This window comes from Kitasatospora sp. NPDC127116 (assembly GCF_042677365.1).
GTDB classification, from domain to species: domain Bacteria; phylum Actinomycetota; class Actinomycetes; order Streptomycetales; family Streptomycetaceae; genus Kitasatospora; species Kitasatospora lactacystinica.
The window spans coordinates 1-20,842 of the sequence record NZ_JBHXTL010000125.1 but is presented as its reverse complement, the minus strand read 5'-3'; the positions used below and the strand labels follow the sequence as shown (position 1 = coordinate 20,842).

General features: G+C 73.4%; 23 protein-coding genes and 1 pseudogene. 11 read left to right on the top strand and 13 right to left on the bottom strand.

Translation table 11 applies throughout. The features are described 5' to 3' along the window. The first annotated feature begins 138 nt into the window (after window positions 1–138). Window positions 139–282, top strand: a complete 144-nt coding sequence (locus tag ACFVHV_RS35015; RefSeq protein WP_359899138.1) for a hypothetical protein — start codon at window positions 139–141, stop codon at window positions 280–282. 187 nt (window positions 283–469) lie between these two features. Here the strand turns inward: ACFVHV_RS35015 and ACFVHV_RS35010 are convergent, their stop codons facing one another. Next, a complete protein-coding gene (locus ACFVHV_RS35010) occupies window positions 470–1,111 on the bottom strand; it encodes a dihydrofolate reductase family protein (RefSeq protein WP_359899136.1) in 642 nt (213 codons plus the stop codon). A gap of 307 nt (window positions 1,112–1,418) precedes the next feature. Between ACFVHV_RS35010 and ACFVHV_RS35005 the strand changes: the two genes are divergently transcribed. Beyond that, window positions 1,419–2,627, top strand: coding sequence for a cytochrome P450 (locus ACFVHV_RS35005; RefSeq protein WP_359899134.1), 1,209 nt, complete (start codon window positions 1,419–1,421; stop codon window positions 2,625–2,627). Then, window positions 2,624–2,854: a ferredoxin gene (locus ACFVHV_RS35000; RefSeq protein WP_380356797.1), complete on the top strand. Its 231-nt coding sequence runs from the start codon at window positions 2,624–2,626 to the stop codon at window positions 2,852–2,854. The genes ACFVHV_RS35005 and ACFVHV_RS35000 overlap by 4 nt, the downstream gene beginning before the upstream one ends. 124 nt (window positions 2,855–2,978) lie before the next feature. Here the strand turns inward: ACFVHV_RS35000 and ACFVHV_RS34995 are convergent, their stop codons facing one another. Both ACFVHV_RS34995 and ACFVHV_RS34990 read right to left on the bottom strand, forming a co-directional pair. Beyond that, window positions 2,979–3,593: a TetR/AcrR family transcriptional regulator gene (locus ACFVHV_RS34995; RefSeq protein WP_380356795.1), complete on the bottom strand. Its 615-nt coding sequence runs from the start codon at window positions 3,591–3,593 to the stop codon at window positions 2,979–2,981. 192 nt (window positions 3,594–3,785) lie between these two features. After that, window positions 3,786–5,330, bottom strand: coding sequence for a S8 family serine peptidase (locus ACFVHV_RS34990; protein WP_359899128.1), 1,545 nt, complete (start codon window positions 5,328–5,330; stop codon window positions 3,786–3,788). Between the two features lie 657 nt (window positions 5,331–5,987). Here ACFVHV_RS34990 and ACFVHV_RS34985 point away from each other — a divergent pair. Continuing rightward, a complete protein-coding gene (locus ACFVHV_RS34985) occupies window positions 5,988–6,710 on the top strand; it encodes a phospholipid scramblase-related protein (RefSeq protein ID WP_359899126.1) in 723 nt (240 codons plus the stop codon). 193 nt (window positions 6,711–6,903) lie between these two features. Here the strand turns inward: ACFVHV_RS34985 and ACFVHV_RS34980 are convergent, their stop codons facing one another. Further along, window positions 6,904–7,383, bottom strand: coding sequence for a hypothetical protein (locus tag ACFVHV_RS34980; protein WP_380356791.1), 480 nt, complete (start codon window positions 7,381–7,383; stop codon window positions 6,904–6,906). 524 nt (window positions 7,384–7,907) lie between these two features. Here ACFVHV_RS34980 and ACFVHV_RS34975 point away from each other — a divergent pair. Beyond that, window positions 7,908–8,345, top strand: coding sequence for a hypothetical protein (locus tag ACFVHV_RS34975; RefSeq protein ID WP_380356788.1), 438 nt, complete (start codon window positions 7,908–7,910; stop codon window positions 8,343–8,345). Between the two features lie 178 nt (window positions 8,346–8,523). On the opposite strand, the gene ACFVHV_RS34970 is transcribed toward ACFVHV_RS34975, so the two are convergent. The 3 genes and pseudogenes from ACFVHV_RS34970 to ACFVHV_RS34960 form a co-directional block, all read right to left on the bottom strand. Then, window positions 8,524–8,661, bottom strand: coding sequence for a hypothetical protein (locus ACFVHV_RS34970; RefSeq protein ID WP_380356815.1), 138 nt, complete (start codon window positions 8,659–8,661; stop codon window positions 8,524–8,526). A 119-nt stretch (window positions 8,662–8,780) separates the two neighbouring features. Then, window positions 8,781–8,858, bottom strand: a pseudogene (locus ACFVHV_RS34965) (hypothetical protein); the annotation flags it as partial. Window positions 8,859–9,031: 173 nt separating this feature from the next. Continuing rightward, on the bottom strand, window positions 9,032–9,355 hold the full coding sequence (locus tag ACFVHV_RS34960; protein ID WP_359899118.1) for a hypothetical protein: 324 nt from the start codon (window positions 9,353–9,355) through the stop codon (window positions 9,032–9,034). Between the two features lie 352 nt (window positions 9,356–9,707). Between ACFVHV_RS34960 and ACFVHV_RS34955 the strand changes: the two genes are divergently transcribed. Next, the gene (locus ACFVHV_RS34955; RefSeq protein ID WP_380356785.1) at window positions 9,708–10,205 is read left to right on the top strand and encodes a hypothetical protein; all 498 of its coding nucleotides are present in this window, start codon (window positions 9,708–9,710) and stop codon (window positions 10,203–10,205) included. Window positions 10,206–10,673: 468 nt separating this feature from the next. Here the strand turns inward: ACFVHV_RS34955 and ACFVHV_RS34950 are convergent, their stop codons facing one another. Continuing rightward, on the bottom strand, window positions 10,674–10,814 hold the full coding sequence (locus ACFVHV_RS34950) for a hypothetical protein (RefSeq protein WP_359899114.1): 141 nt from the start codon (window positions 10,812–10,814) through the stop codon (window positions 10,674–10,676). A gap of 23 nt (window positions 10,815–10,837) precedes the next feature. Next, complete coding sequence (locus ACFVHV_RS34945; protein WP_380356782.1) at window positions 10,838–11,758, bottom strand: MBL fold metallo-hydrolase; 921 nt, start codon at window positions 11,756–11,758, stop codon at window positions 10,838–10,840. An 81-nt stretch (window positions 11,759–11,839) separates the two neighbouring features. Here ACFVHV_RS34945 and ACFVHV_RS34940 point away from each other — a divergent pair, with 81 nt between their 5' ends. Next, window positions 11,840–12,691, top strand: coding sequence for a LysR substrate-binding domain-containing protein (locus tag ACFVHV_RS34940; protein WP_380356779.1), 852 nt, complete (start codon window positions 11,840–11,842; stop codon window positions 12,689–12,691). A 76-nt stretch (window positions 12,692–12,767) separates the two neighbouring features. On the opposite strand, the gene bla is transcribed toward ACFVHV_RS34940, so the two are convergent. After that, a complete protein-coding gene (gene bla / locus ACFVHV_RS34935) occupies window positions 12,768–13,724 on the bottom strand; it encodes a class A beta-lactamase (protein WP_359899108.1) in 957 nt (318 codons plus the stop codon). 171 nt (window positions 13,725–13,895) lie between these two features. Here bla and ACFVHV_RS34930 point away from each other — a divergent pair, with 171 nt between their 5' ends. Beyond that, a complete protein-coding gene (locus ACFVHV_RS34930; protein ID WP_380356776.1) occupies window positions 13,896–14,843 on the top strand; it encodes a LysR family transcriptional regulator in 948 nt (315 codons plus the stop codon). A gap of 131 nt (window positions 14,844–14,974) precedes the next feature. Further along, the gene (locus ACFVHV_RS34925) at window positions 14,975–15,838 is read left to right on the top strand and encodes a serine hydrolase (RefSeq protein ID WP_380356812.1); all 864 of its coding nucleotides are present in this window, start codon (window positions 14,975–14,977) and stop codon (window positions 15,836–15,838) included. A gap of 315 nt (window positions 15,839–16,153) precedes the next feature. Here ACFVHV_RS34925 and ACFVHV_RS34920 read toward each other — a convergent pair whose 3' ends face one another. Then, window positions 16,154–16,390, bottom strand: a complete 237-nt coding sequence (locus ACFVHV_RS34920) for a hypothetical protein (protein ID WP_380356774.1) — start codon at window positions 16,388–16,390, stop codon at window positions 16,154–16,156. Window positions 16,391–16,544: 154 nt separating this feature from the next. On the opposite strand from ACFVHV_RS34920, the gene ACFVHV_RS34915 reads away from it, so the two are divergent. Next, window positions 16,545–18,140 carry a hypothetical protein gene (locus ACFVHV_RS34915; protein ID WP_380356771.1) on the top strand — a complete coding sequence of 532 codons (1,596 nt, stop codon included), beginning with the start codon at window positions 16,545–16,547 and terminating at the stop codon, window positions 18,138–18,140. A gap of 89 nt (window positions 18,141–18,229) precedes the next feature. On the opposite strand, the gene ACFVHV_RS34910 is transcribed toward ACFVHV_RS34915, so the two are convergent. Then, window positions 18,230–18,601, bottom strand: a complete 372-nt coding sequence (locus ACFVHV_RS34910; protein ID WP_380356768.1) for a hypothetical protein — start codon at window positions 18,599–18,601, stop codon at window positions 18,230–18,232. A 228-nt stretch (window positions 18,602–18,829) separates the two neighbouring features. Continuing rightward, window positions 18,830–19,270 carry a hypothetical protein gene (locus ACFVHV_RS34905; protein WP_359899103.1) on the bottom strand — a complete coding sequence of 147 codons (441 nt, stop codon included), beginning with the start codon at window positions 19,268–19,270 and terminating at the stop codon, window positions 18,830–18,832. 548 nt (window positions 19,271–19,818) lie between these two features. Between ACFVHV_RS34905 and ACFVHV_RS34900 the strand changes: the two genes are divergently transcribed. Then, a partial coding sequence (locus ACFVHV_RS34900; protein ID WP_380356765.1) for a ricin-type beta-trefoil lectin domain protein occupies window positions 19,819–20,842 on the top strand: 1,024 nt, incomplete at its 3' end.

Here is a 20,842-nt window from a genome sequence, read left to right as displayed (position 1 = left end):
GACGGACACGATCCGTCCAGGCCGCGGCCTCGTTGTCCGGCCGCTGTCCGACGGCCGTTCAGGACAGCCCCGCACCTCCGTACACCGGAGACAGCGGCCGACGGGGCCGCGGTGGCGCACAGGGAGGGAACGGTTCACATGGATCTACTGCTGACGGTCGTGGACTTCGTGCGGGAGCACGGTACGGAACTGTCGGTCGGGATCGGGGCGTTGCGACTGACCGTCGACACGGTACGGGGCATCAGGTCGCTGCTCCGTCGGCGGGCGCGATCGGCCGGATAGCCGGTGGCCGATGGCCGGCGACAGGGCGGCCCGGCGGGCGGTGTGCCCGCCGGGCCGCTCGGCCCTCCGGTCCGGCGTCCGGCTGTGCGAGGGCTGCCGGGCGATGTCCCGCACGCCGGACTCGCGTTCGGCGGTGTCGATCAGGTCGACCACCTGGACCCGGTGGCACCTTGCACGGGTCATCGGATCACCGGACGTCGTCGTGCCCGAGACCGCGGTCGGGCGCGCTCATGTCGCCCGTCCCGGGCGTGCCGTCGGCGAGCCCGTAGCGCAGGAACACCGTGCCCTGCGCACCGGCCGCCGGCGGTTCGAGGAGCGTCAGGTTCGTGGGCACCGCGCCACCGTCGAACACCTTCTTCCCGACGCCGAGCACGATCGGGTGCACCCACAGGTCGAGACGGTCGAAGAGCTTCTCCCGCAGGAGGGTCTGCACCAGGTCCAGGCTCCCGACGACCTTCACGTGCTCGTGCCGGTCACGGACCTCGCGCACCGCGCCGGCCAGGTCCGGGCCCAGCAGCGTGGACCCGGCCCACGGGAGGCCGGGCGTGCCGCGCGACGCCACGTACTTCGGGACGCGGTTGAAGAGCTCGGCGATCTCGCCCTCCTTCTGGTGCGGCCAGTAGGCGGCGAAGATGTCGTACGTCCGCCGCCCGAGCAGCAGGGCGTCCGTGCCCTCGTACGCGGCGAGGATCTGCGCCCCGGTGCCCTCGTCGATCAGGGGCGCCTGCCAGCCGCCGAACGGGAACCCCACCGGGTCCTCGTCGGGGCCGCCGGGCGCCTGCCCGACGAGGTCGAGGGTCGCGAACAGTTCGATGTGGATGAGGCCCATGTCTGCACTCCCGGTGAGTTGGTCGTCCCCGTCGAGATGTAGACCTTCCGGGGCCGGAAAACTCATCGCCGCGCCGGTGCCCGGTTTCCGCTGCCCGGTTTCCGCACCCGCCGCCCTTTCAGTGCGCGCGGTCCAGGAGTGGCTGACTGTGCGTGCCGACGGTGTTACTCTCCCGAGAGAAGAGAGAGCTGACTCTCACTTGCCGGTTCGGAAGGCCACTCGTCCGTCCTGGCCCGGCCGTGCGGGAGAGAGCGGCTCCGCCAAGCGTCCCCTGCTCTTGTGGCCCTTCGGCCGGTGAGGAGAGACCATGACCGCGCCCGCACCGCAGTTACCCTTCGAACGCCCCAACGCCCTGGACCTGGCGCCACTGCTCGCACGCCTGCGCGAGGAAGGCCCGATCACCCGGGTGACGACACCCGCCGGCGACCCGGCCTGGCTGGTGACCCGCTACGAGGAAACCCGGGTGATCCTGAGCGACACCCGGTTCTCCCGGCTGCGCCCCGACACCGAGGACGCCCCGAGGATCTCGGCCTCGGCGCTGCACACACGCCCCGCCGTCACGCCCGAGGAGGAGGACCGCGAACACACGCGGATGCGCCGGATGCTGGCGCCCGCGTTCAGCGCGCCGCGGATGCGCCGGATGGGCGAGCGGATCGGGGAACTCGCCGAGTCCTGCCTGGACGCGATGGACGAGGACCGTTCGCGGGATCCGCAACGTGCCGTCAACCTGCACGACCACCTGTCGTTCCCGCTGCCGGTGATGGTGATCTGCGAGCTGCTGGGCGTGCCGGTCGCGGACCGGGACCTGCTGCGCGGCTGGTCGGAACGGATCGCCGCGCTGTACGGCGGCGCCGACGGGGCCGCGGCCATGGCCGAGTTCGAGGCGTACGTCGCCGCCGTCGCCGCGGAGAAGCGCAAGCGGCCGGGGCAGGACGTGATCAGCGACATCCTGGCCGCACAGGCGCAGGACCCCTCGTTCACCGAGGAGGAGATGACCCGCCTGGCGGTGGGACTGCTGTTCGCGGGCCACGAGACGACGTCGACCCGGATCGACCTGGGGGTCCTGTTCCTGCTGAGCGACACCGCCCGGCGCGACCGCTTCACCGCCGACCCCGAGGGCTCCGCCCGCGCCACCGTGGAGGAGGTCCTGCGGATGGCCGCCCCCGGCGCCCTGGGCCTGACCCGCTACGCCCGCGAGGACGTCACCGTCGCCGGGACGGCGATCGCGCGGGGCGAGGCGGTACTGGTGGCCATCAACGCCGCGAACCGGGACGGGCGGGCCTTCGAGGAACCGGACGCCTTCGACCCGTCGCGTTCCCCCAACGCGCACCTGGCCTTCGGACACGGCGGTCACTACTGCATCGGCAACGCGCTCGCCCGCACCGAGATGCGGATCGCGCTGACCGCGCTGTTCCGGCGCTTCCCCGGCCTGCGGCTGGCGGTGGACGCGCGCAGCCTGCGCGACCACTCCGAACGGCTGGCGGGCGGCATCGGCGAGGTCCCGGTCCTGTGGTGAACGGGGACCACCGGCCCGAGCGGCCCGCCGCACGGGTGGAGGCGGACACCTCGCGGTGCGTGTCGTCGGGGCAGTGCGCGATGACCGCGCCGTCGGTGTTCGACCAGGACGAGTCCGGGCGGGTCGTCGTGCTCGCCGCCGACCCCGGCGGCCCGGCGGCCGAACAGGCCCGCGAGGCGGCCGCCATGTGCCCGGCCTCGGCGATCCGGCTGCGCCCGGCGCGCTGACGGACGGCGGTGCCGGTGGTGCCGGTGGTGCCGGTGGTGTCGGCCGCCCGACGTGGCGGCCGGCACCTGCCCCGGCGTCAGGCATCAGGGCGTCACGGCGTCAGGACGTCAGGACGTCAGGACGTCAGGGCGTACGGGTGTGCAGCGCGGGGGCGGGACAGGGCAGCGGGCGGGCCCCGGCGGGGGACAGGCCGTCGAGGACCAGGGCCAGGTACCGGCGCCAGCCGTCCTCCCGGGCCTCCATCGTCCACAGCACCGAGACGAGCATGACGACGATGCGGTGCAGGTCGTCGGGCACGAGGTCGGCGCGGATCACGCCCGCGTCCTGACCGCGCGCCAGGAGGGCGTCGAGCGCGGCGAAGAACTCCTCCCCGGTTGCCGGGGTCAGCACGCCGGCGGCGCGGGCGGCGGCCAGCACGTTGTAGTCGCCGGCCACCGATTCCAGGGCCGCCTCCAGCACACGGACCAGCCCGGACGCGGGATCGGCGTCGTGCGCGGCAGCCTGGATGACGGGACGGACGTGCTCGCCGAAACGCTGGTCCAGCACGGCCCGCAGCAGCGCGGCCTTGTCGGGGAAGCGGCGGAAGAGCGTGGCGGCCCCGACGCCGGCCCGGCGCGCCACGTCGTCGAGGTGGGCGTCGGGGCCCTGCTCGGCGAAGACCTCCCGGGCAGCCCGGACGATCTTTTCCGCGTTGCGGGCGGCATCGGCACGCAGCAGCCGGGGGGAGTCGAGGGCCATCCCGGCACCCTATCCAAGGGCCGCCCGCAGCGCGGCGACGTCCGGCGGGCGCCGCCGCAGCAGGTGGCCGGCCGCCGGGGACCGCCCGGTGGTCCCCGGAGCCCGCCAACTCCCGGGCGGCGTGCGCGTGTCGGACGAAGGCCACGGCCCGCCCGCCGCCCGCCCGCGGCGGCGGGGCCGGTGCGGTGCCGGCTACTCGACCGCGCGCAGCGCGTTGACGATGCCGAAGCCGTAGAAGCCGTTGACGCGCTTGCCGCCCGCACAGACGGCGTCCCCGGAACCGCCGCCGTTCCCCCCGTTCCCGCCGTGCGGGTCGGCCGGGCCGGCCGGACACCCCGGGTTGTCCGCCTGGGCCTTGAGCAGTGCCTGCAGCTGGGCCGGGGTCGCCTCCGGGTGGGCGGACTTCAGCAGCGCGGCCACACCGGAGGCGTGGGGCGTGGCCATGGACGTGCCCTGCTCGTAGCCGTACTGGTTGTTCGGCAGCGTCGACAGGATGCCGCCTTCCCCGGACGGGGTGTCCGAGGCCTGGTACCGGTCACCGCCCGGCGCCGCGACGTCGATCACGCCGAGGCCGTAGTTGGAGTAGTACGCCTTCGCGTTCCTGGCGCCGGTCGCGCCGACCGTGACGACGCCCGGCAGCTGTGCGGGCAGGTCCCAGCACCTGTGCGGGTCGACCGTCCGGCTCGCCGGGGTGGAGTCGTTGGGGCTGCCACCGTCGGTGAAGCCGTCGGAGGCCAGGTCGTGGTTGGCGTTGCCGGCCCCGGCGACGTTGAGGGTGCCCTTGCGCTGCGCGTAGAGCTGGGCGCGGTCGACCGCGTCGACGATGGCCTTCTGGTCGGGGTCGTCCAGGCAGTTGTACTGCCACGGGTCCACGTAGTAGCTGTTGTTGGTGATCTGCACACCGTGGTCGGCGGCGAACACGAAGGCGCAGACGACGCTTTCGGCGTAGATCAGCTGGCGCGGGGTGGGCTGGGAGACCGTGATGCCGGAGACCTTCACCCCGGGTGCCACGCCCGCGACGCCGACGCCGTTGCGGGCCGCGGCTATCGTGCCCGCCACGTGCGTGCCGTGGAAGTAGTCCGCGTCCACCGGCCGCCAGGAGCCGTACGCGGTGTCGGCCTTGCCGCTGGCGCAGTTCGCGGACTGCGAGGGGGAGAAGTTCGCGGCGAGGTCCGGGTGGGTGTCGTCGACGCCGGTGTCGATGACGGCGACCGTGACATTGCTGCTGCCGGGGTTGATCTCCGCGGCCTTGTCCGCGCCGATCGCCCGCAGGGCCCACTGCTCGGCTTCGAGGGGTTCGGTGCCGCTGCCGGACGCCTTCGCGATCCCCGCCGCCTCGGCCTCGGAGAGGCGCCGCACCCCACCCTCGTCGGTGGTCCCCGCCGCGCTCAGCGGCGCGGTCCGCGTGGCGCCCGCCGACTGCACTCCGCGCACCGCGCGCATCCGCCTGCCGAAGTCGGGGTTCGCCGAGTGGGCGACGATGACGCCGATCCCGTCGTACGTGACGACGACGGTGCCGCCGGCCGCGGCGACGGCCCGCTGCACCTCGGCGATCGTGCGACGGTCGGTCCTGGTGTTGACGACGTACGCCAGGGGGTGCGCGTCCTCGGCCTGCGCGGCGTACTGCGCCCGGGGCGTCGCCGAGGCCGGCGTGGGGAGGAATCCGAGTGAGGCGGTCAGCGACAGCACGATCGGCACGGCCGGGCCGAGTCGCAGTAAGGAACGCAGTCGAGCCATGTGGTCTCCACATCATCCGGGTGCAGGACCCGGCCGAGGACAGCGCGCCGGCCGGGCAGGAACAGGACGGGTGGTACAGGACGCGCGGTGCAGGACGCGTGGTGCAGGAGTGAAGCTATCCCGCCACCTCGCCAACCATCAATGACTCGGCAAAGACTCGGCAATGACTCGCCGACGGCCTGACCGGACCCGCGGCGAACCGGCACGGCCGGCCCGAGGCCGAACCCGACGCGGCACGACGGCCGACATCAACGCCGTTGGCCCCCGGCAGGGTTGCCGTGGCCTCCGCACTCCGGCCGCCGTCGTGCCGCCGCAGTGCCGCCGCACCCCGGCCGCCGCAGTGCCGCCGCCGCACGCTCCCGGTGCTGGCGGTCCCGAGTGTCCGGGGAGGCCGTCTCCCCGCGCCCGGTATCCGGCAGGGCACAGGTTCCCGTCGTCCAGGCGTTGGGACGGCCGGCCGCGAGGCAGGCCGTCATCCGCCCACGCACGATCAGCGGATGTGACATCGGACACATCCACCGCGTCGGGTGCCGGCCGACTGTCGTCCGCAACACCCAAACCCGCAGGTCAACTTCGCAACGCGAGGTCCCTGACGAACCCGCGGGCCGTTCAAAACGATCTAGCTCCCCACAGAGGATTGGGCCTAGCCTGCCCGCCATGTCCCAGAACACGAACACCCCCGGTTTCCCCGGGCAGCCGGCCGCCCCGGCCGGCGACTCCGCCAAGGTGCAGCGCCAGGTGCAGCAGCAGGCGGGCGTCGGACCGGTCTACGGTGGCGGCGGCACCCTCTTCTCCGAGCCGGTCCTGGTGGTGAACCAGAAGGCCAAGCTGATCGAGCTGACCAACGAGTACTCCGTCTTCGACCAGCAGGGCGCCACGCTGGGCTCGGTGGTCCAGGTCGGCCAGAGCGCTCTGCGCAAGGTGCTGCGGCTGCTCTCCTCCCTCGACCAGTACCTGACCCACAAGCTGGAGATCCGTGACGCGCAGGGCACCCCGGTGCTGCTGCTGACCCGCCCGGCGAAGCTCATCAAGTCGCGGGTGATCGTGCAGCGTCCGAACGGCCAGGAGGTCGGCCAGATCATCCAGCAGAACGCCATCGGGAAGATCAATTTCTCGCTGGAGGTCGGCGGTCAGAAGATCGGCGCCATCAAGGCGGAGAACTGGCGGGCCTGGAACTTCTCCATCGTCGACGAGACGGACAACGAGGTCGCCCGGATCACCAAGACCTGGGAAGGCCTGGCGAAGACGATGTTCACCACGGCCGACAACTACGTGCTCCAGATCCACCGCCCGCTCGCCGACCCGCTGCTCAGCCTGGTCGTGGCGACCGCGCTGACCGTGGACACCGCGCTGAAGCAGGACGCCCGCGGCTTCGGATAACCGCGAACCGTATGTTGTTCGGAGCCCCGCCCCCGACCGGGCGACTGCCCAGGGGGCGGGGCTCCGGCCGGAGAGCGGAGCCGTGCGTCATCGCCGGCCCGGCGGAGAAGCCCGCCACCCGATCACGGCCGACAGGTGGGCCGCCCGGCCGCTGCGGGGCGGCCCACCCGTTCCCGCGTTCCGGCTCGGCCGGTCAGCGGGACAGAAGGAACTTGGTGGTCGGCACGCCCCGGACGGTGGCGCAGTCCAGGTTCGAGGTGGTGGCGCTGTAGGTGAAACCGCTCGGGACGCTGCACGCCCACATGCCGCTGACCGGCGTGCGGAGGTGGAAGGTGGTGGACGGCACGCCCTGCGTCAGGCTGCACGTGGTGGACGAGCCGGCGGAGTCGTAGGTGAAGCCCGGGGCGGTCGAGCAGGAGGTGAGACCGTCGACGGGCGTGCGCAGGTGGTACTGCGGCGACTTCCAGCTGCCGCCGCCGCTGCACGTCTGGCTGAAGACGACCCCTTCGTAGACGTAGCCGGACGGGACGGAGCAGGCCCAGGTGTCGTCCAGCCCCGTGGCGGTGGCGGAGGCCGGCGTCGCGGTGGCGGCGCCGGTGAGCAGCAGGGTGAGCGCGGCGAAGGCGGCGAGCAGCGCGGTTCGCGCGGTCCGCATGGTGCGTGTGACGGACATGTTTTCTCCTTCGGTGGAAATGCGGCCGGAAGGTGCGCGGTGCGGCGGTACGGCGGTGCAGCGGTACGGCCGTGCAGCGGTACGGCGGTGCAGGGGGCGGTGATCGCGGGTGGGCGTTCACGGCCGTCGATGGTTCTAGCACGCAATGACGGGCCGTCACCCGGACGCTCCATCGCGGAGAATCACTTCGGCGCCCGCCGTCCACGCGCCCTGCGCGGATGCTCCGGCCCGTCTCATCCGATCGGCCCCCGGATCCCTCCCGCGCCCGGCGGAGCCGATCCGCGTGCCCGGCTCCGCCGGAGGCCCGCTCGTTCGGGGCGCGGTGCGACGTGCCGTCCGTGGACCGCTCGGTTGTGGCCGCCTCCTCCGGCGAGCACTCCGTCAGGGCCCGCTGCGCGGCCGGGTACGCCTCCTTGGCGGCCGAGACGTCGGACGTGTCCGTCCGGGCGTAATGCCGTAAGAGCCATGTGACATGTCACAGTGCTGTCAGTGCTCGCCGAGAGAACCGGACGAAGGAGGGCCCCTTGAAACGCCTTGCTGCCGTTCTCGCCGCTCCGGCGGCGCTGACCGGCACTCAGACCGCCTCTGCCTCCGCCGCCACCGCATCCGTCGCCGGCATGACGGGCACCACCGTCTGCGGGGACCCGGGCGCGCCGAACTACCTCACGATCAGGGCCTGCATCAACACCAACGGAGGCCAGGTGTACGTGTTCGGGCGCGCCACTCCGGCCAGCCCGACCTGGCAGGACCAGCAGGTCTCCTTCCGGCTGACCAGCGTCGGCGTCACCAGCCCACCGCTCGGCACCATCACCCCGACCGTCCTGATCCCGACCGGCGGGAGCGACGTCGGCGGCATCACGGGCACCGTGCCCTGCGGCCGCACCGTGACCGCCCAGTTCAGCGTGGACCAGCCCGGCTGGCCGCAATCGACCGCGACCGTCTCGACCATCGTGAACTGCTGACCTGCGCCCGGTCGCCGGCGTGATGCTGATCAAAGGCCGCCTTCGCGCTGACGACCGGGCGGGGCGGCGACCGGCCCGCCGACCCGGCGCCGCCGGACGAGATCAACCGCCGCGTGCCGGGCGCCGCGGCCGGGGCGGTCGGGGGCCGGGGGGGGGTGAGCGCCCGCCCCGGCCGGCGTCAGCGCGGCTCCTCCAACAGCACCGCCGCGACGGCGACTTCGGTGTCGGCCAGGCCGACCGAGCAGAAGACGGTGATGTCGTCCCGGCCGGTGCGGGCGACCTCGGAGCCGGCCAATACGGCGCCGAGCTCGACCATCCGCCCGACGGGGCGTGTGCGTGGTCCGCCAGGGCGGCGGGGACCTCGTGGCGCGAGAGCGACCTGGGCCCGAGCGTCGTCACGTGCGTGCCCGGTGCGATCCAGCCGGCGCCCAGGACGGGCACCGGACTGTTCGTCGCGACGACCACGACGTCGCGCTCCCGCACCGCCTCCTCGACCGTGCCCACTGCCCGCACCTCGACCCCCAACTCCTGGGCGGCGCGCCGGGCGAACGCCTGCGTGCGCTCCGGGAGCTTGCAGTCCGGCCTCTCGAACGCCTCGACGAATCAACCGAGTTCAGGGCGTCCCCGGCGCGAACACCCTGACAGGACGCACCCGCAGAGGCCGTCCGGGAGTCGTGTAACTCGACTCAGACGAAGGCGACGACGAGCACGGCGGCCGCCAGCAGGAGGACAACCGTCAACGCCGGCGCGCCGAGGCGCCCGCCGGGCTCGGAGGTGACGGCGACCAGCGAGACGGCGGGAACCGCCAGCGAGAGGACGACCGCCAACCACCCCACGGTACCGGTGGGAACCCCGGCGACCATGGCCCCCCAGACGGTCGTGAACATCACCGCCAGCCAGGCCGTCGCGGTCAACACCACCCAGGCCGCGCGCGCGGTCCACCGCTCGACCGGGTCGGCCGCGCGGAAGTTGGTACGGGTCATCGTCCAGATCCGGGTCAGGTTCGCCACCGGAACATCCTGTCGAACAACACCGCCGGGCACCAGGAACGGACGCGCATCGCCGCAGGCGGCTCCCCGCCCCCCGACTCGACCGCAGACCAGTCCAGGGGCTCCGAACCACCACCACGAGCGGGCCGAGCCGAGCCGGGCCGAGCCGGGACGGTGGCCCGGCATGGACGGTGGGGGAGTCCGCGGGGTGGTGGGCAGGCGGCGACTTGGCGCAGCGTCGCCGGTTCTTGACAGCGCGTCCTCCCATCCGTCAGGAGCCGCCTACCGGAGGGCTCCGGCTTCTAATCTCCTTGGTGAGAGCGGCCGCCTCCATTCGGAAGCGGCCCGCTGTCACCTACGGGAGGGGAATTCCATGATCAAGATGCGTACTTTCGCCGCAGCCGCCGTCGCCGCGGCCTCGCTCGCGCTCGGAGTCGCCGCCACACCGGCGTCGGCGGCACCGGCCCCGAACGGGTCCACCATCGTCAGCGTGCAGAGCATCACCGAAAGCCCGGACAGCACAAGTACCATCGGCGGAAGCTGCCCGGCCCCCGTCCATGACGGTGCGCCCGCCGCACCCTACCTGTGCGGCACCAGGGTCACTCGCCTGATCTGGTCGGGCAACCGGATCGAGTACGTGCTCGTCGGTACCGACCGCCGGATCTGGCACACCTACCAGACCACCGCGAACGGACCGTGGTCCAGCTGGGACCTCCTCGGCGACAGCAGCGACGTCCAGGACGGTGTCTGGGTCCTGGACTACAACAGTTCCCCCCTCCTGTGGCTGACCGGCAGCAATGGCGGTCAGTGGTGCAACACCATCAACAGCAGCGGCACGTGGACCAACTGGTTCAGCTGCCAGATAGGCTGACAACCGGGTGATCACCGGTTCGTGACATCGCCGGCGAGGAAGCGGGCCGCTCCGGTCCCGACGGGACCGCGCGGTTCGACCTCCTCGCCGGCGAGGCCGGGCGGCCATCGGCCGGAGTGCTCATGTGCCGGCCCCCAGAGCGCAGACAGCGAGCAGGCCTACTGTGGCTGGGCGGGCAGCCGACCTGGAAGAACGCGTGAACAGCTCGCCTGACCTGGTAGCAGTCGTACGGGGTGCGTCGTGATCAACGCTGTGTGCCGGGCAAGGGCACGGCCTTGAAAGTGCCGCCCGCCCCGCCGGCTCGGCCACCGCGCTGTCGTTCCGGGTGGCCGTTGGGTGGCGGCGGGCCGTGCCGGGCCGTCCGTGGTGTCCGCCGGCGCTGTTGTGGTGGGCGGGTCAGGGGGTGGTGTATCCGGGCAGGGTGCGTCGGCACCAGCCGCACCGGAGGGCGGTCGGCACGCCGGCCGCTCACAGGTCCCGCGCCATGGGCGCGGCGATGTCGAACGGGGCGCCCGAGACGACGGTGGCGGGCGCGCTGTCCAGCAACTGCCGCTTTCGGGGTGACTGGTCGAAGCAGCATCGGCGGTGGGCCCGCGAGGCCGCGCCCACCCGATTCTCATCCCACCCGTTTCTCAGTCCGTCGGGTCCTGGTCCGTGACGGTGGGGTGTTCGGTGCACAGGCAGCCGACGCCCTTCTCGATCCACTCCTGTCCGGTCCACTCGGGGTGCCGTTCGATCAGCAGGGCCCGGACCTCGGCCACGATCTCGCTCCCGCCCATGGCGGAGTCGCGCCGCCGCCAGGTCTCGTCCCGCAGCTCGCGCAGGTAGTCGCGGACGTCGCCGAGGACCTGCGGGCCGCCGACGGTGCCGTGGCCGGGGACGACCGTGCGGTGCCCGTCGGCCGCCAGCCGCTCCATCACCGTCAGCCAGCCGATCCCGGAGACGTCGGTGTCGTGCGGCGGGAACCAGGGAAAGATCGCGAACTGCCCGGTCTCGGCGAGGTCGCCGGTGAACAGGACGCCGGCGTCGGGTACTTCGATCACCTGGTCGCCCCTGGTGTGGCCCCGGCCGGTGGCCCGCAGTCGTACGCGGCGGCCGCCGAGGTCCAGGTCGTACCCGTCGTCGTAGACCACGTCGGGGGCGACCACGCGGACGTCGCCGTCGAGGCGGTCGGCGACCGGCGGGCCGAACCCGCGGAACATCTCCAGGTAGCCCGCTCCCCTCACCTTCAGGTCCTCGGCCTGGGCGCGGTTGGCGAGGTAGGTGGCCCGGCCGTGGAAGACGTGCGCGCCGAAGGCGTGCTCGGGGTGGAAGTGCGTGGTGGTCAGGTACAGGCGGCGCCCGTCGGCCACTTCGGACGCCAGGGAGAGGACCTGCTCGGCGTTGGCGGTGCCCATGCCGGTGTCGACGACGAGGACGGCCTCGGTGCCGCCGATGATGCCGATGTTGGGAACCAGCGGGATCCCGCGGTCCGGGACCACCAGCAGCTCGGGGGCGATCTCCCGGACGCCGGCCACGTGGACGGCGGGGTCGGAAAGCGATGCGTCGTTCATGCCTCGATTCCACCGCCCCGGCACCCCGGCCGTCCAAGACCGATTCGCACGTGCCCGATACCGCACGGGTATCGTCGCAGCATGGAGCTGCGGACGTTGCGCTATTTCGTCGCGGTCGCCGAGGAACTCCACTTCGGCCGGGCCGCCGCCCGGCTGCACATGAGCCAGCCCCCGCTCAGCCGGGCGATCAAGCAGCTGGAAACCGACCTCGGCGCCACCCTGCTGCACCGCTCCGCCCGGGGCGTCACCCTCACCCCGGCCGGAACCGTCCTGCTCGACGAAGCCCGCACCCTCCTCGACCGCGCCGACCGGATCCGCGCACGCGTCGCTGCCGAAGCCGGCCCCACGGCCGTCACCGTCGGCCTGCTCGGCGACGGCACCGACCTCGGCGCCCTGCGCCTGGCCAACGCCTACCGCGAGCGACACCCGGACATCGAGGTCCGCATCCGCGAGACCGACCTGACCGACCCCACCTGCGGACTGCGCACCGGACGGGTCGACATCGCCCTCACCCGCGCCCCCTTCGACGAGACCGGCCTGACCGTGCACGAGCTGCGCACCGACCCGGTCGGCGCGGTGCTGCGCACCGACGACCCCCTGGCCGGCCGCACGCACCTGGAGCTGGCCGACCTGGCGGACCGGTGCTGGTTCCGGTTCCCGGACGGCACCGACCCGCTGTGGGGGGCGTACTGGACCGGCGGCCGGCCGCGCGGGGGACCGGCGGTGAGGGCCGTCCAGGAGTGCCGGCAGGCCGTGCTCTGGAACGGCACGGTCGGCATCACCCCCCTCGGACACGGCATGCCCGAGGGACTGACCGCGGTACCGCTGGCCGACATGGCGCCCAGCCGTGTGGTGGTGGCGTGGAACGCGGGCGACCCGAACCCGCTGATCCCTTCGTTCGTCCGCATCGCGGCAGCCACCCACCGCCGCTGAACCCACCGCCGCCGACCCCACCGCCGCCGAACCTGCCGCCGCCGAACCTGCCGCGCAGCGGCCCGGTCGGGGAGGCTCAGCCGAGGGTGCTGACGACGGTCTTCGTCGCCTGGGCGATCAGGGCGTCGTCGGAGGTGGCGCCCGCCTTGCCGCGATCGGACAGGACGACGATCACGATCGGGCTGCGCCCGCCCGACGGCCACGCCACGGCGACGTCGTTGCGGGTGCCGTAGCCCGCGTTGCCGGTCTTGTCGCCGATCCTCCAGTCGGCGGGCACCCCCGCGCGGACGTACGGGCCGCCGGTCGTGTTGCCGACCAGCCAGTCCGTCAGCAGCCCGCGCCGGCCCTCGGTGAGGACGTCGCCGAGCACGTAGCGGCGCAGGTCGGCGGCGAGGGCGTGCGGCGTGCTGGTGTCGCGGGTGTCGCCCGGGGTCGCCTCGTTGAGGGTGGGTTCGGTGCGGTCGACGCTGGTGGTCGAGTCGCCCAGGTCGCGCAGCGACTGCTGGACGGCCGCCGGGCCGCCGAGCTCGGCGATGACCAGGTTGGCCGCGGTGTTGTCGCTGTACTGGATGGACGCGGAGGCCAGGTCACGCAGCTTCATACCGGTCGCCACGTGCTGCGAGGTGATCGGTGCCCACGCCAGCACGTCCTCCTGGCGGTAGGGGACGACCTTGTCCAGGTCCGCGTCGGACGCCTTCCGCAGCAGGGCCCCGGCGGCGAGCGACTTGATCGTGGACGCGAACGCGAACCGCTCGTCGGCCCGGTGGGTGACCTCCCGGCCGCTGCCGGTGTCCACCGCGAACACGCCGAGGCGGGCGCCGAACTGCTGCTCGAGCGCCGCGAAGGCGGCGTCCGCCGCATCGGCCGAGGCCGCCCCCGCCGCCGTCGTGGTCGCGCCAGTGGCCACCGCGCCGGGGGCCGCCGCCGTCGAGGCGCCGCCCGCTTGGCCGCACCCGCCGATCAGCGCGGCCACGAGCAGGGCCACCGCGGGCAGCGCGGTACGGGGGCGGGTACGGCGGAGGTCGGGCGTCATCGGTGGTCTCCCCAGGTGGTTCGTGCCGTCACGGTCGCGGTCGCGCCCCGCGGTAGTGGTCCACACCGCCGCGATCCGCGCGATCACGCTCAGCTAAACAGGCCGCCGACCACCCAGTCCAAGACCGCAATCATGAAGTGGACGATAAGAAAACACCTATGATTACTGGCCATGGACCTGCTGGGGCACCTCCGCCACTTCCGCGCCGTCGCCGAGGAACGGCACTTCGGCCGCGCCGCCGAGCGCCTGCGGATCGCCCAGCCCTCGCTCTCCCAGCGGATCCAGCGCCTCGAACGCGAACTCGGCGTGACCCTGTTCGACCGCGGCCCGCGCGGCGTCGACCTCACCCCGGCGGGCCGGCTGCTGCTCGCCGAGGCCGAGGAGACGCTGGACAGCGCCGCCCGCCTCCTCGCCACCGCCGCCGACCTGCGCAGCGGACGGGCCGGCACCCTGCGCGCGGCCGTCCCGCCCGAACTCGGGCCGGCCGCCCTGGCCGCGCTGCTCACCGGCTTCGAGACCGCCTCCCCGGGCACCCGGCTCGAACTGCGGGAACTGCCGGTCGCGGCCGTGGTGCGCGAACTCGCCCAGCACACCGTCGACGTCGCCGTCGTCCGGCACCCCTGCCCGGCCGACGGGCTGGCCTTCGGCCCCGTCCTGCACCAGCCGCTCGGCGCCCTGCTCGCCGCCCGCGGTCCGTACGCCGACCGCCCGGAGCTCGCGGTGGCCGAACTGACCGGCCTGCGCCTGGTCCTCTTCCCGCGCGCCACGGCCCCGGCCCTGTACGACGAGGTCCTCACCACGCTCACCAGGCACGGCTGCACCCCCGAGGCCGTCGTCGACCCGCCGGGACCGGACGTCGCGGGCGCGCTCGTGCTCACCGGCAGCGCCATCGCCCTGGTGCCGCGCACCACACCCCCACCGGGTACGGTCTGGTGCCCGCTCACCGGCACCCCGCTGGCCTGGCGGACCTCCACGGCCTGGCCGGCCGGGCGGGACGGGCCCGCCGTCCGGCTGTTCGCCCAGGCCGCCCACGAGGCGCTGACCGGACCCGGCGGCCTGCTGCCCCAGCCGCCCAACCGCCCGCTCCACCCCCGGCCCGCAATGGAGTTCCCGCTGTGACCAGCGACCGCACCACAGCCGACCGGACGGCTGCCGACCGCACCACAGCCGACCGGACGGCTGCCGACCGCACCACAGCCGACCGCACGGCTGCCGACCGGACCCCGCACAGCCGGGCCGCGCGCACCCGCATCGCCGCGGCCTTCGCCGACGCGGGCGTCACCGGCCGGCTGCACGCGCTCGACCTCGACACCGGCGCCGAGATCGGCCTCGGCGCCGACACCGCCGTCAGCACCGCCAGCGTCCACAAGGTCTGCCTGCTCGTGACGCTGTACCGCGAGGCCGCCGCCGGACGGATCGACCTGACCCGGCAGGTCGAGATCCCCGCCGCCGGCCGCACCCCCGGGCCGACCGGCCTCGCCGCCATGCTCGACACCGCCCGCCTCTCCCTGCGCGACCTCGCCTACCTCACCGCGGCCGTCAGCGACAACACCGCCGCCGACACCCTGTGGGACCAGATCGGCCTCGACACCGTCAACCGCACCATGGCCGACCTCGGCCTGAGCCGCACCGTCGCCGTCCACAAGCTCCGCGACCTCATCGCCGCCCTCGCCGAGGACACCGGCCCCGACTCCCCGGTCGACCCCGCCGTCGTCGCCCGCCTCAGGGTCCTCGACCCCGCCTTCACCAACCACAGCACCCCCCGCGACATGACCACCCTGCTCACCGCCCTCTGGCACGGCGACGCCTGCCCCGGCGACCACGGCGCCGCCGTGCGACGCCTCCTCGGCCTCCAGGTCTGGCCGCACCGCCTGGCCTCCGGCTTCCCCTACGACGACGTCCGCGTCCACGGCAAGACCGGCACCCTCCCCACGCTGCGCCACGAGGTCGGCGTCGTCGAATACCCCGACGGCGGCCGCTACGCCCTCGCCGTCTTCACCCGCGCCGCCGCCACCACCATCACCCTGCCCGCCGCCGACGCCGTCATCGGAACCACCGCCCGCCTCGCCGTCGACGCCCTCCGGGCCCGGGCGGCAGCCGGCGCGAGGGGCTGACCGGGGCCGAGACCACCCCAGGATGCCCAGCTGCCCTCCCTCCCGGCCACGACGTCCGGGTGACGGATCGGCTGCACGCTCGTTTGCCCGGGTACCTGCCGGTCGCAGGACGGCGGTGCCCGGCGACCACCCCCTGCCCGGGCACCGCCGCACCGGCCCCGCGACCGGCCAGGACCGGACAGAACCCCCACCGGCAGCCGGGCCACGGCCCCGGACGCCGGTCACCCGCGCAGGTGTCGCCGGGGCCGCGCGGGCAGCCGGCCCCGGCGACACCGCGCGCCGGCGTGGAAGCCCGACCCAACGGCACACCGCCGTTCAGGCGTCCTGCATCACCGTCTCACCGGCCCCCCGCGCGAGGGCGCCTGCGCGTCGTGCTCGGCGGAAGGCGGCGGCGTTGCGGGTGGCCCAGTCGGTGCAGGGGCGCGGCGGGCGGCCGCGTACCTGCTCGACGGCCGGACTCGCTCGCAGTTCGGCCTCGGTGGGGGCGCCGAGGATGTCGAGTGACCTGGTCGGATGACGGTTCCTCGCCGGCTCGCGCGGGCGTTGTGACACGCGAGGTCTCTCATGGCCTCGCTGCCTCGAAGTGATCGGATCGGGGTATCTAATTATGGTTTGTCATGATTTTCCCGTCAGGTGTCCTGTCATGCCTGTGACTTGTCGCTTGGGGGCGCGGGGCACTTTGTTGTGAGGAGAGGTGAACCCGCGGATGAGTGCTCGTACGCGTGGACAGGGCGACCTGCCGTGGTACCGGGTCGGCCGTCAGCGGCCCGTGGCCGCGTTCAACAGGGTCCCGGCCGGTGGGATGACCCCGGTCGGCGCCGTCGGTGCGTCAGACCTGGTCGGCCCGGGTGGACGGCGCGGGGAGCGCGGTGCGGGGGTGGTGTCGGTGGGGGGCGCGCTGCTGTCCGGTATGGCGCTGCTGGCGGCCACGGCTCCACCGGTGGCCGCCGCGCCGGTCGGGGCCGGGTTGGTGCGGGCGCAGCAGGCTGATCCGTCGCAGACCTTCACCTTCACCGGCGCTTCGCAGACCTTGACGGTTCCGGCGGCGGCGGTGGTGACGATCACCGCGGACGGCGCGGGTGGCGCCGACAACACCGGCACCTCCTGTTCCGTCACGGGGACCGGCGGGACGGGGGCGCGGGTGGTGACCACGCTGCCGCAGACCGTCGCACCGACGACCTTCACCGTCAACGTCGGCGGCACCGGCGGCAAGGGCTGCAACGGCACCGGGACGTCGGGGGCCGGAGGGTTCAACGGCGGTGCCCCCGGGGGGAGTTTCCCGCTCACTGGTTTCCAGTTCGAAGGCCCGGGCGGGGGCGGGGCCTCCAGCGTCAGCACGGGCGGCTCCCTGCTGGTGGTCGCCGGGGGCGGCGGTGCCTCCGGCGGCACCGGAGCGGGCTCCACGGGAGGCAACGGGGGCAACGGCGGGACAACGCCGGATGCCACCGGCGGTACCGCGGGAACTGCCACCGGCCCTGGGGCTTCGCCGGGGCAGGGCGCGGGCGGTGGCAGCACCAGCACCAGCACCGGGGGCCCCGGCGGGGCCGCCGGCACCGCTCCACCCTGTGCGGCCATGAGCGGCGCTCCGGGGAGCGGGTTCTCCGGTGCCGCGGTCGGTACCGGCGGCACCGGGGGCACTTTCGACGGCGGCTGCGCCGCCAGTCGCATCGCCACTGGTGGCGGCGGTGGGGGCGGGTACTTCGGCGGCGGGGGCGGCGGCAGCGGCTCCGTCAACGGCGCGGGCACCTCGGCGGGTGGTGGCGGTGGTGGCGGGGGCAGCAGCTTCGCCACTCCCACGGGTACCGGCACGAGCTATGCGCTGTCGACGGTCGGGACGGCGAACCACAACGGCCAGGTGATCATCTCCTACACGCTCCCGTCCTTGACCGTCACCAAGACCCACACCGGGCACTTCACCCAGGGGCGGGACGGGACCTACACCATCACCGTGGGCAACGCCGCCGGGGCCGCCCCGACCGACGGCACCACGGTCACCATGCAGGACACCCTCCCCGCGGGGCTCACGGCCGACAGCATCAGCGGTGCGGGCTGGACCTGCGACCAGGACACGCTCACCTGCACCCGTAGCGACGTCCTTTCCGCCGGGAGCAGCTACCCGCCCATCACACTGCAGGTCGACGTCTCCTGCGGGGCCGACGACAAGGTCACCAACGTCGCGGTTGTCACCGGGGGCGGCGACACCACCCCCCACACCGCCACCGATCCCACCAGGATCAAGCACCACAAGCACGACGCGCACGACAAGTACGACATGCGCTGCGACCGCATCGAGTACTGGTAGGCCGAGCAACCCCGGGTTCGCCTCCACCGGCCCGCGACCACCGCGCCGCCGTCCGGGCGACTGCGACGACCCGTTCACCCGTCCACCCGTCAGACCATCGCCAACGCGATCGTCCGCAGCCGGTAGCGACCTCTCGAAGCACAACCCCCACCCTGGCGGGCCCGCCATACCTGGCTGACGGCGGAACACCGAAGGCGCCGGCCACGGGCGCAGGTGGTGGCCGGCGCGCAGGGCCGCCGGACCCGGGCGCCCCCGCCCGGGTGTTCGGGGCGCACCACCGCGGTGCGCCCCGAACGGCTGAGTCGGCGCTCCTCGGTGAAGAGCATCGCCTCCACGCCGAGCCGAGCCCCGCCGCACCGGTTCAGTGCCATGTTGAGCAGCTCCTCCCCTTCGTGCAGGTGGTCGATGACCTGCCGCGCATGCTGCTCCGCCGGGTTCTCGTGGCGCGACTCCCCGGCCATCCGACCCCGGCGATCACGGCCGTCACCCGAGCCATCACCTCGACCGCCTGATACGTGCCGCCAGGACCGTTGGAGCCGGTGCCGCAGCCCGCCGAGGGCGCATACCGGCCCCAGGCGTCTGCCGCCCGCCGTCCGGCGGGCGACCCCCCACGGCGCGGCACGACCGCGGCCCGGGCCCGCCGGTGCCGCCCGTCCCGGTGGACGGGGGCGAGGTCGGTCCGATGGGCTTCACCAGGCGGGGCGCGGATCCAGGGGCGAGGTGCGGGCACCCTCCCGGAAGGCCCCCGCCGCCGTCTCCGGCCGCCACAGGTAGCCCGGTGAGGGCGGGTCGGTTCGGGAGGGGTCGCGAGACACGGGATCGAAGTACCGCCGGTGGCCGGGCAGCGGCACCTCGGTCAGGGCGCCGTCCCGCATCATCCACAGCCCGTAGCAGTCGTCCTCCTCGTCGTGGATCAGCACCTGCACGCTCTCCGGGTGCGGCCATGCCAGGGACTCCAGTTGCCGGAGCAGCCCGCTCCGGTGGCGCAGCCCGTAGAACTCGATCACCCACCCGCCGGCGAACAGATCGAGCGGCTTGAAGCGCCAGCGCGGCGAGTCCTCCCGCGTCAACGGCTCCATGGCCTCGTCCGCGTACAACGCCAGCACGATCACCTGCGCGATTCTGCTCATGCCGCAGTATCCGCGCAGCCTGTGCGCCCCCGGCAAGCGGATTTCTCACCACGCGATGAGCCCGCCGAGGCCGGTGAGTGTCGCGAGAATCGTCGCGGGGCGGTAAAGCGCATATCCCTTGTGGTTTGCCTTCGGTATTTCGTTTTTCACCGCTTCGCCCCCCAATTGTCGATCGGATCAGGTATGACCCATCTGCTGGTGCGCGGCTCATGTGCGACCTACAGAACCTTCATGACGTCATGTAGAGTCTGCGCCGCCATACATGACGGGCGCTCAGAAAGTGGGGGGCTCGGCAAACCGAGTCGAGGTCGAACCGACGTCGATATCACGTCAATTCATATCGATCACCCACGGACTGTCCTAGTTTGCGCCGTCTTTGATACAAACTTACCCAGGAAAAGGAAATGCGCACAGAGAAACATCGCCGGCCCGTCGCAGGGGGCGGGGCCATCGCCGTCACCGGCCCGGGGGCCGCCCCCACCGCCTCGGCCGACGCCGTCCCGACCGCCGACTCCGCGCCACCGGAAGGGTCCACGACAGGAAGCCCCATGTCCCGCAAATCCCGGTTCCGTTCCCGACGGGCGGGTGTGCTGACCGCCGTTCTCGCCGCCGGTGCACTGTCCACCCTCGGCACGACCCCGGCCGGCGCCGTGGTCGGCGACGCGGCCGCGGCCGGCGCCTCCGCCACCACCGCGCGCCTGGTGATCGGTGACAGCCTGCGCGGCTGCACCGGCGCGCTGATCGACCAATTCTGGGTGATCAGCGCCGCGTCCTGCTTCTCCGACGACCCGGCGCAGCCGCAGGCGCTGACCGCCGGCGCGCCGAAGTGGAAGACCACCGCCACGGTCGGCGCGAAGTCGACCCAGGTCGTCGAGCTGGTGCCGGGTCAGGGCCGCGACCTGGTGATGGCCCGCCTGGCCACACCCGTCCAGGGTGTCACGCCGCTGACGGTCGGCACCTCGGCGCCGGTCGCCGGGCAGTCGCTGACGGTGACCGGGTTCGGGCGCACCAAGTCCGAGTGGGTCCCGGACAAGGCCCACACCGGCTCGTTCAGCCTCGACACCGTGAACCCGACCGGCGTCGGCATCACGGGGACGGGCGGCGCGGCGGTCTGCAAGGGCGACACCGGCGCCCCGGTGGTCCGCGAGGTCAACGGCAAGGCCGAGCTGGTCGCCGTCGCCTCCCGCTCCTGGCGCGGCGGCTGCCTCGACACCCCCGCCACCGAGACCCGCACCGGCGCCTACGCCACCCGCGTCGACGACCTCGCCGCGTGGGTGTCGGCCCGGACGAGCCGGTCGTACGAGATCCTCAACCCCGCCAGCGGACGCTGCCTCAACCTCAAGGGCGCCGGGCCGACCTGGCCGAACAGCACCGAGATCATCGCCTGGGACTGCACCCTCGGCGCCAGCAACGAGCAGTTCCAGCTCACCCCGGACGGGCTGCTGCGCAACCCCGCCAGCGGACGCTGCCTGAACATCGCCGGTGCCGGGCCGTGGAACAACGGCAACCCGGTCATCCTCTTCGACTGCAGCGCCTCCTCCGGCAACGAGAAGTTCGAGTGGACCGCCGACG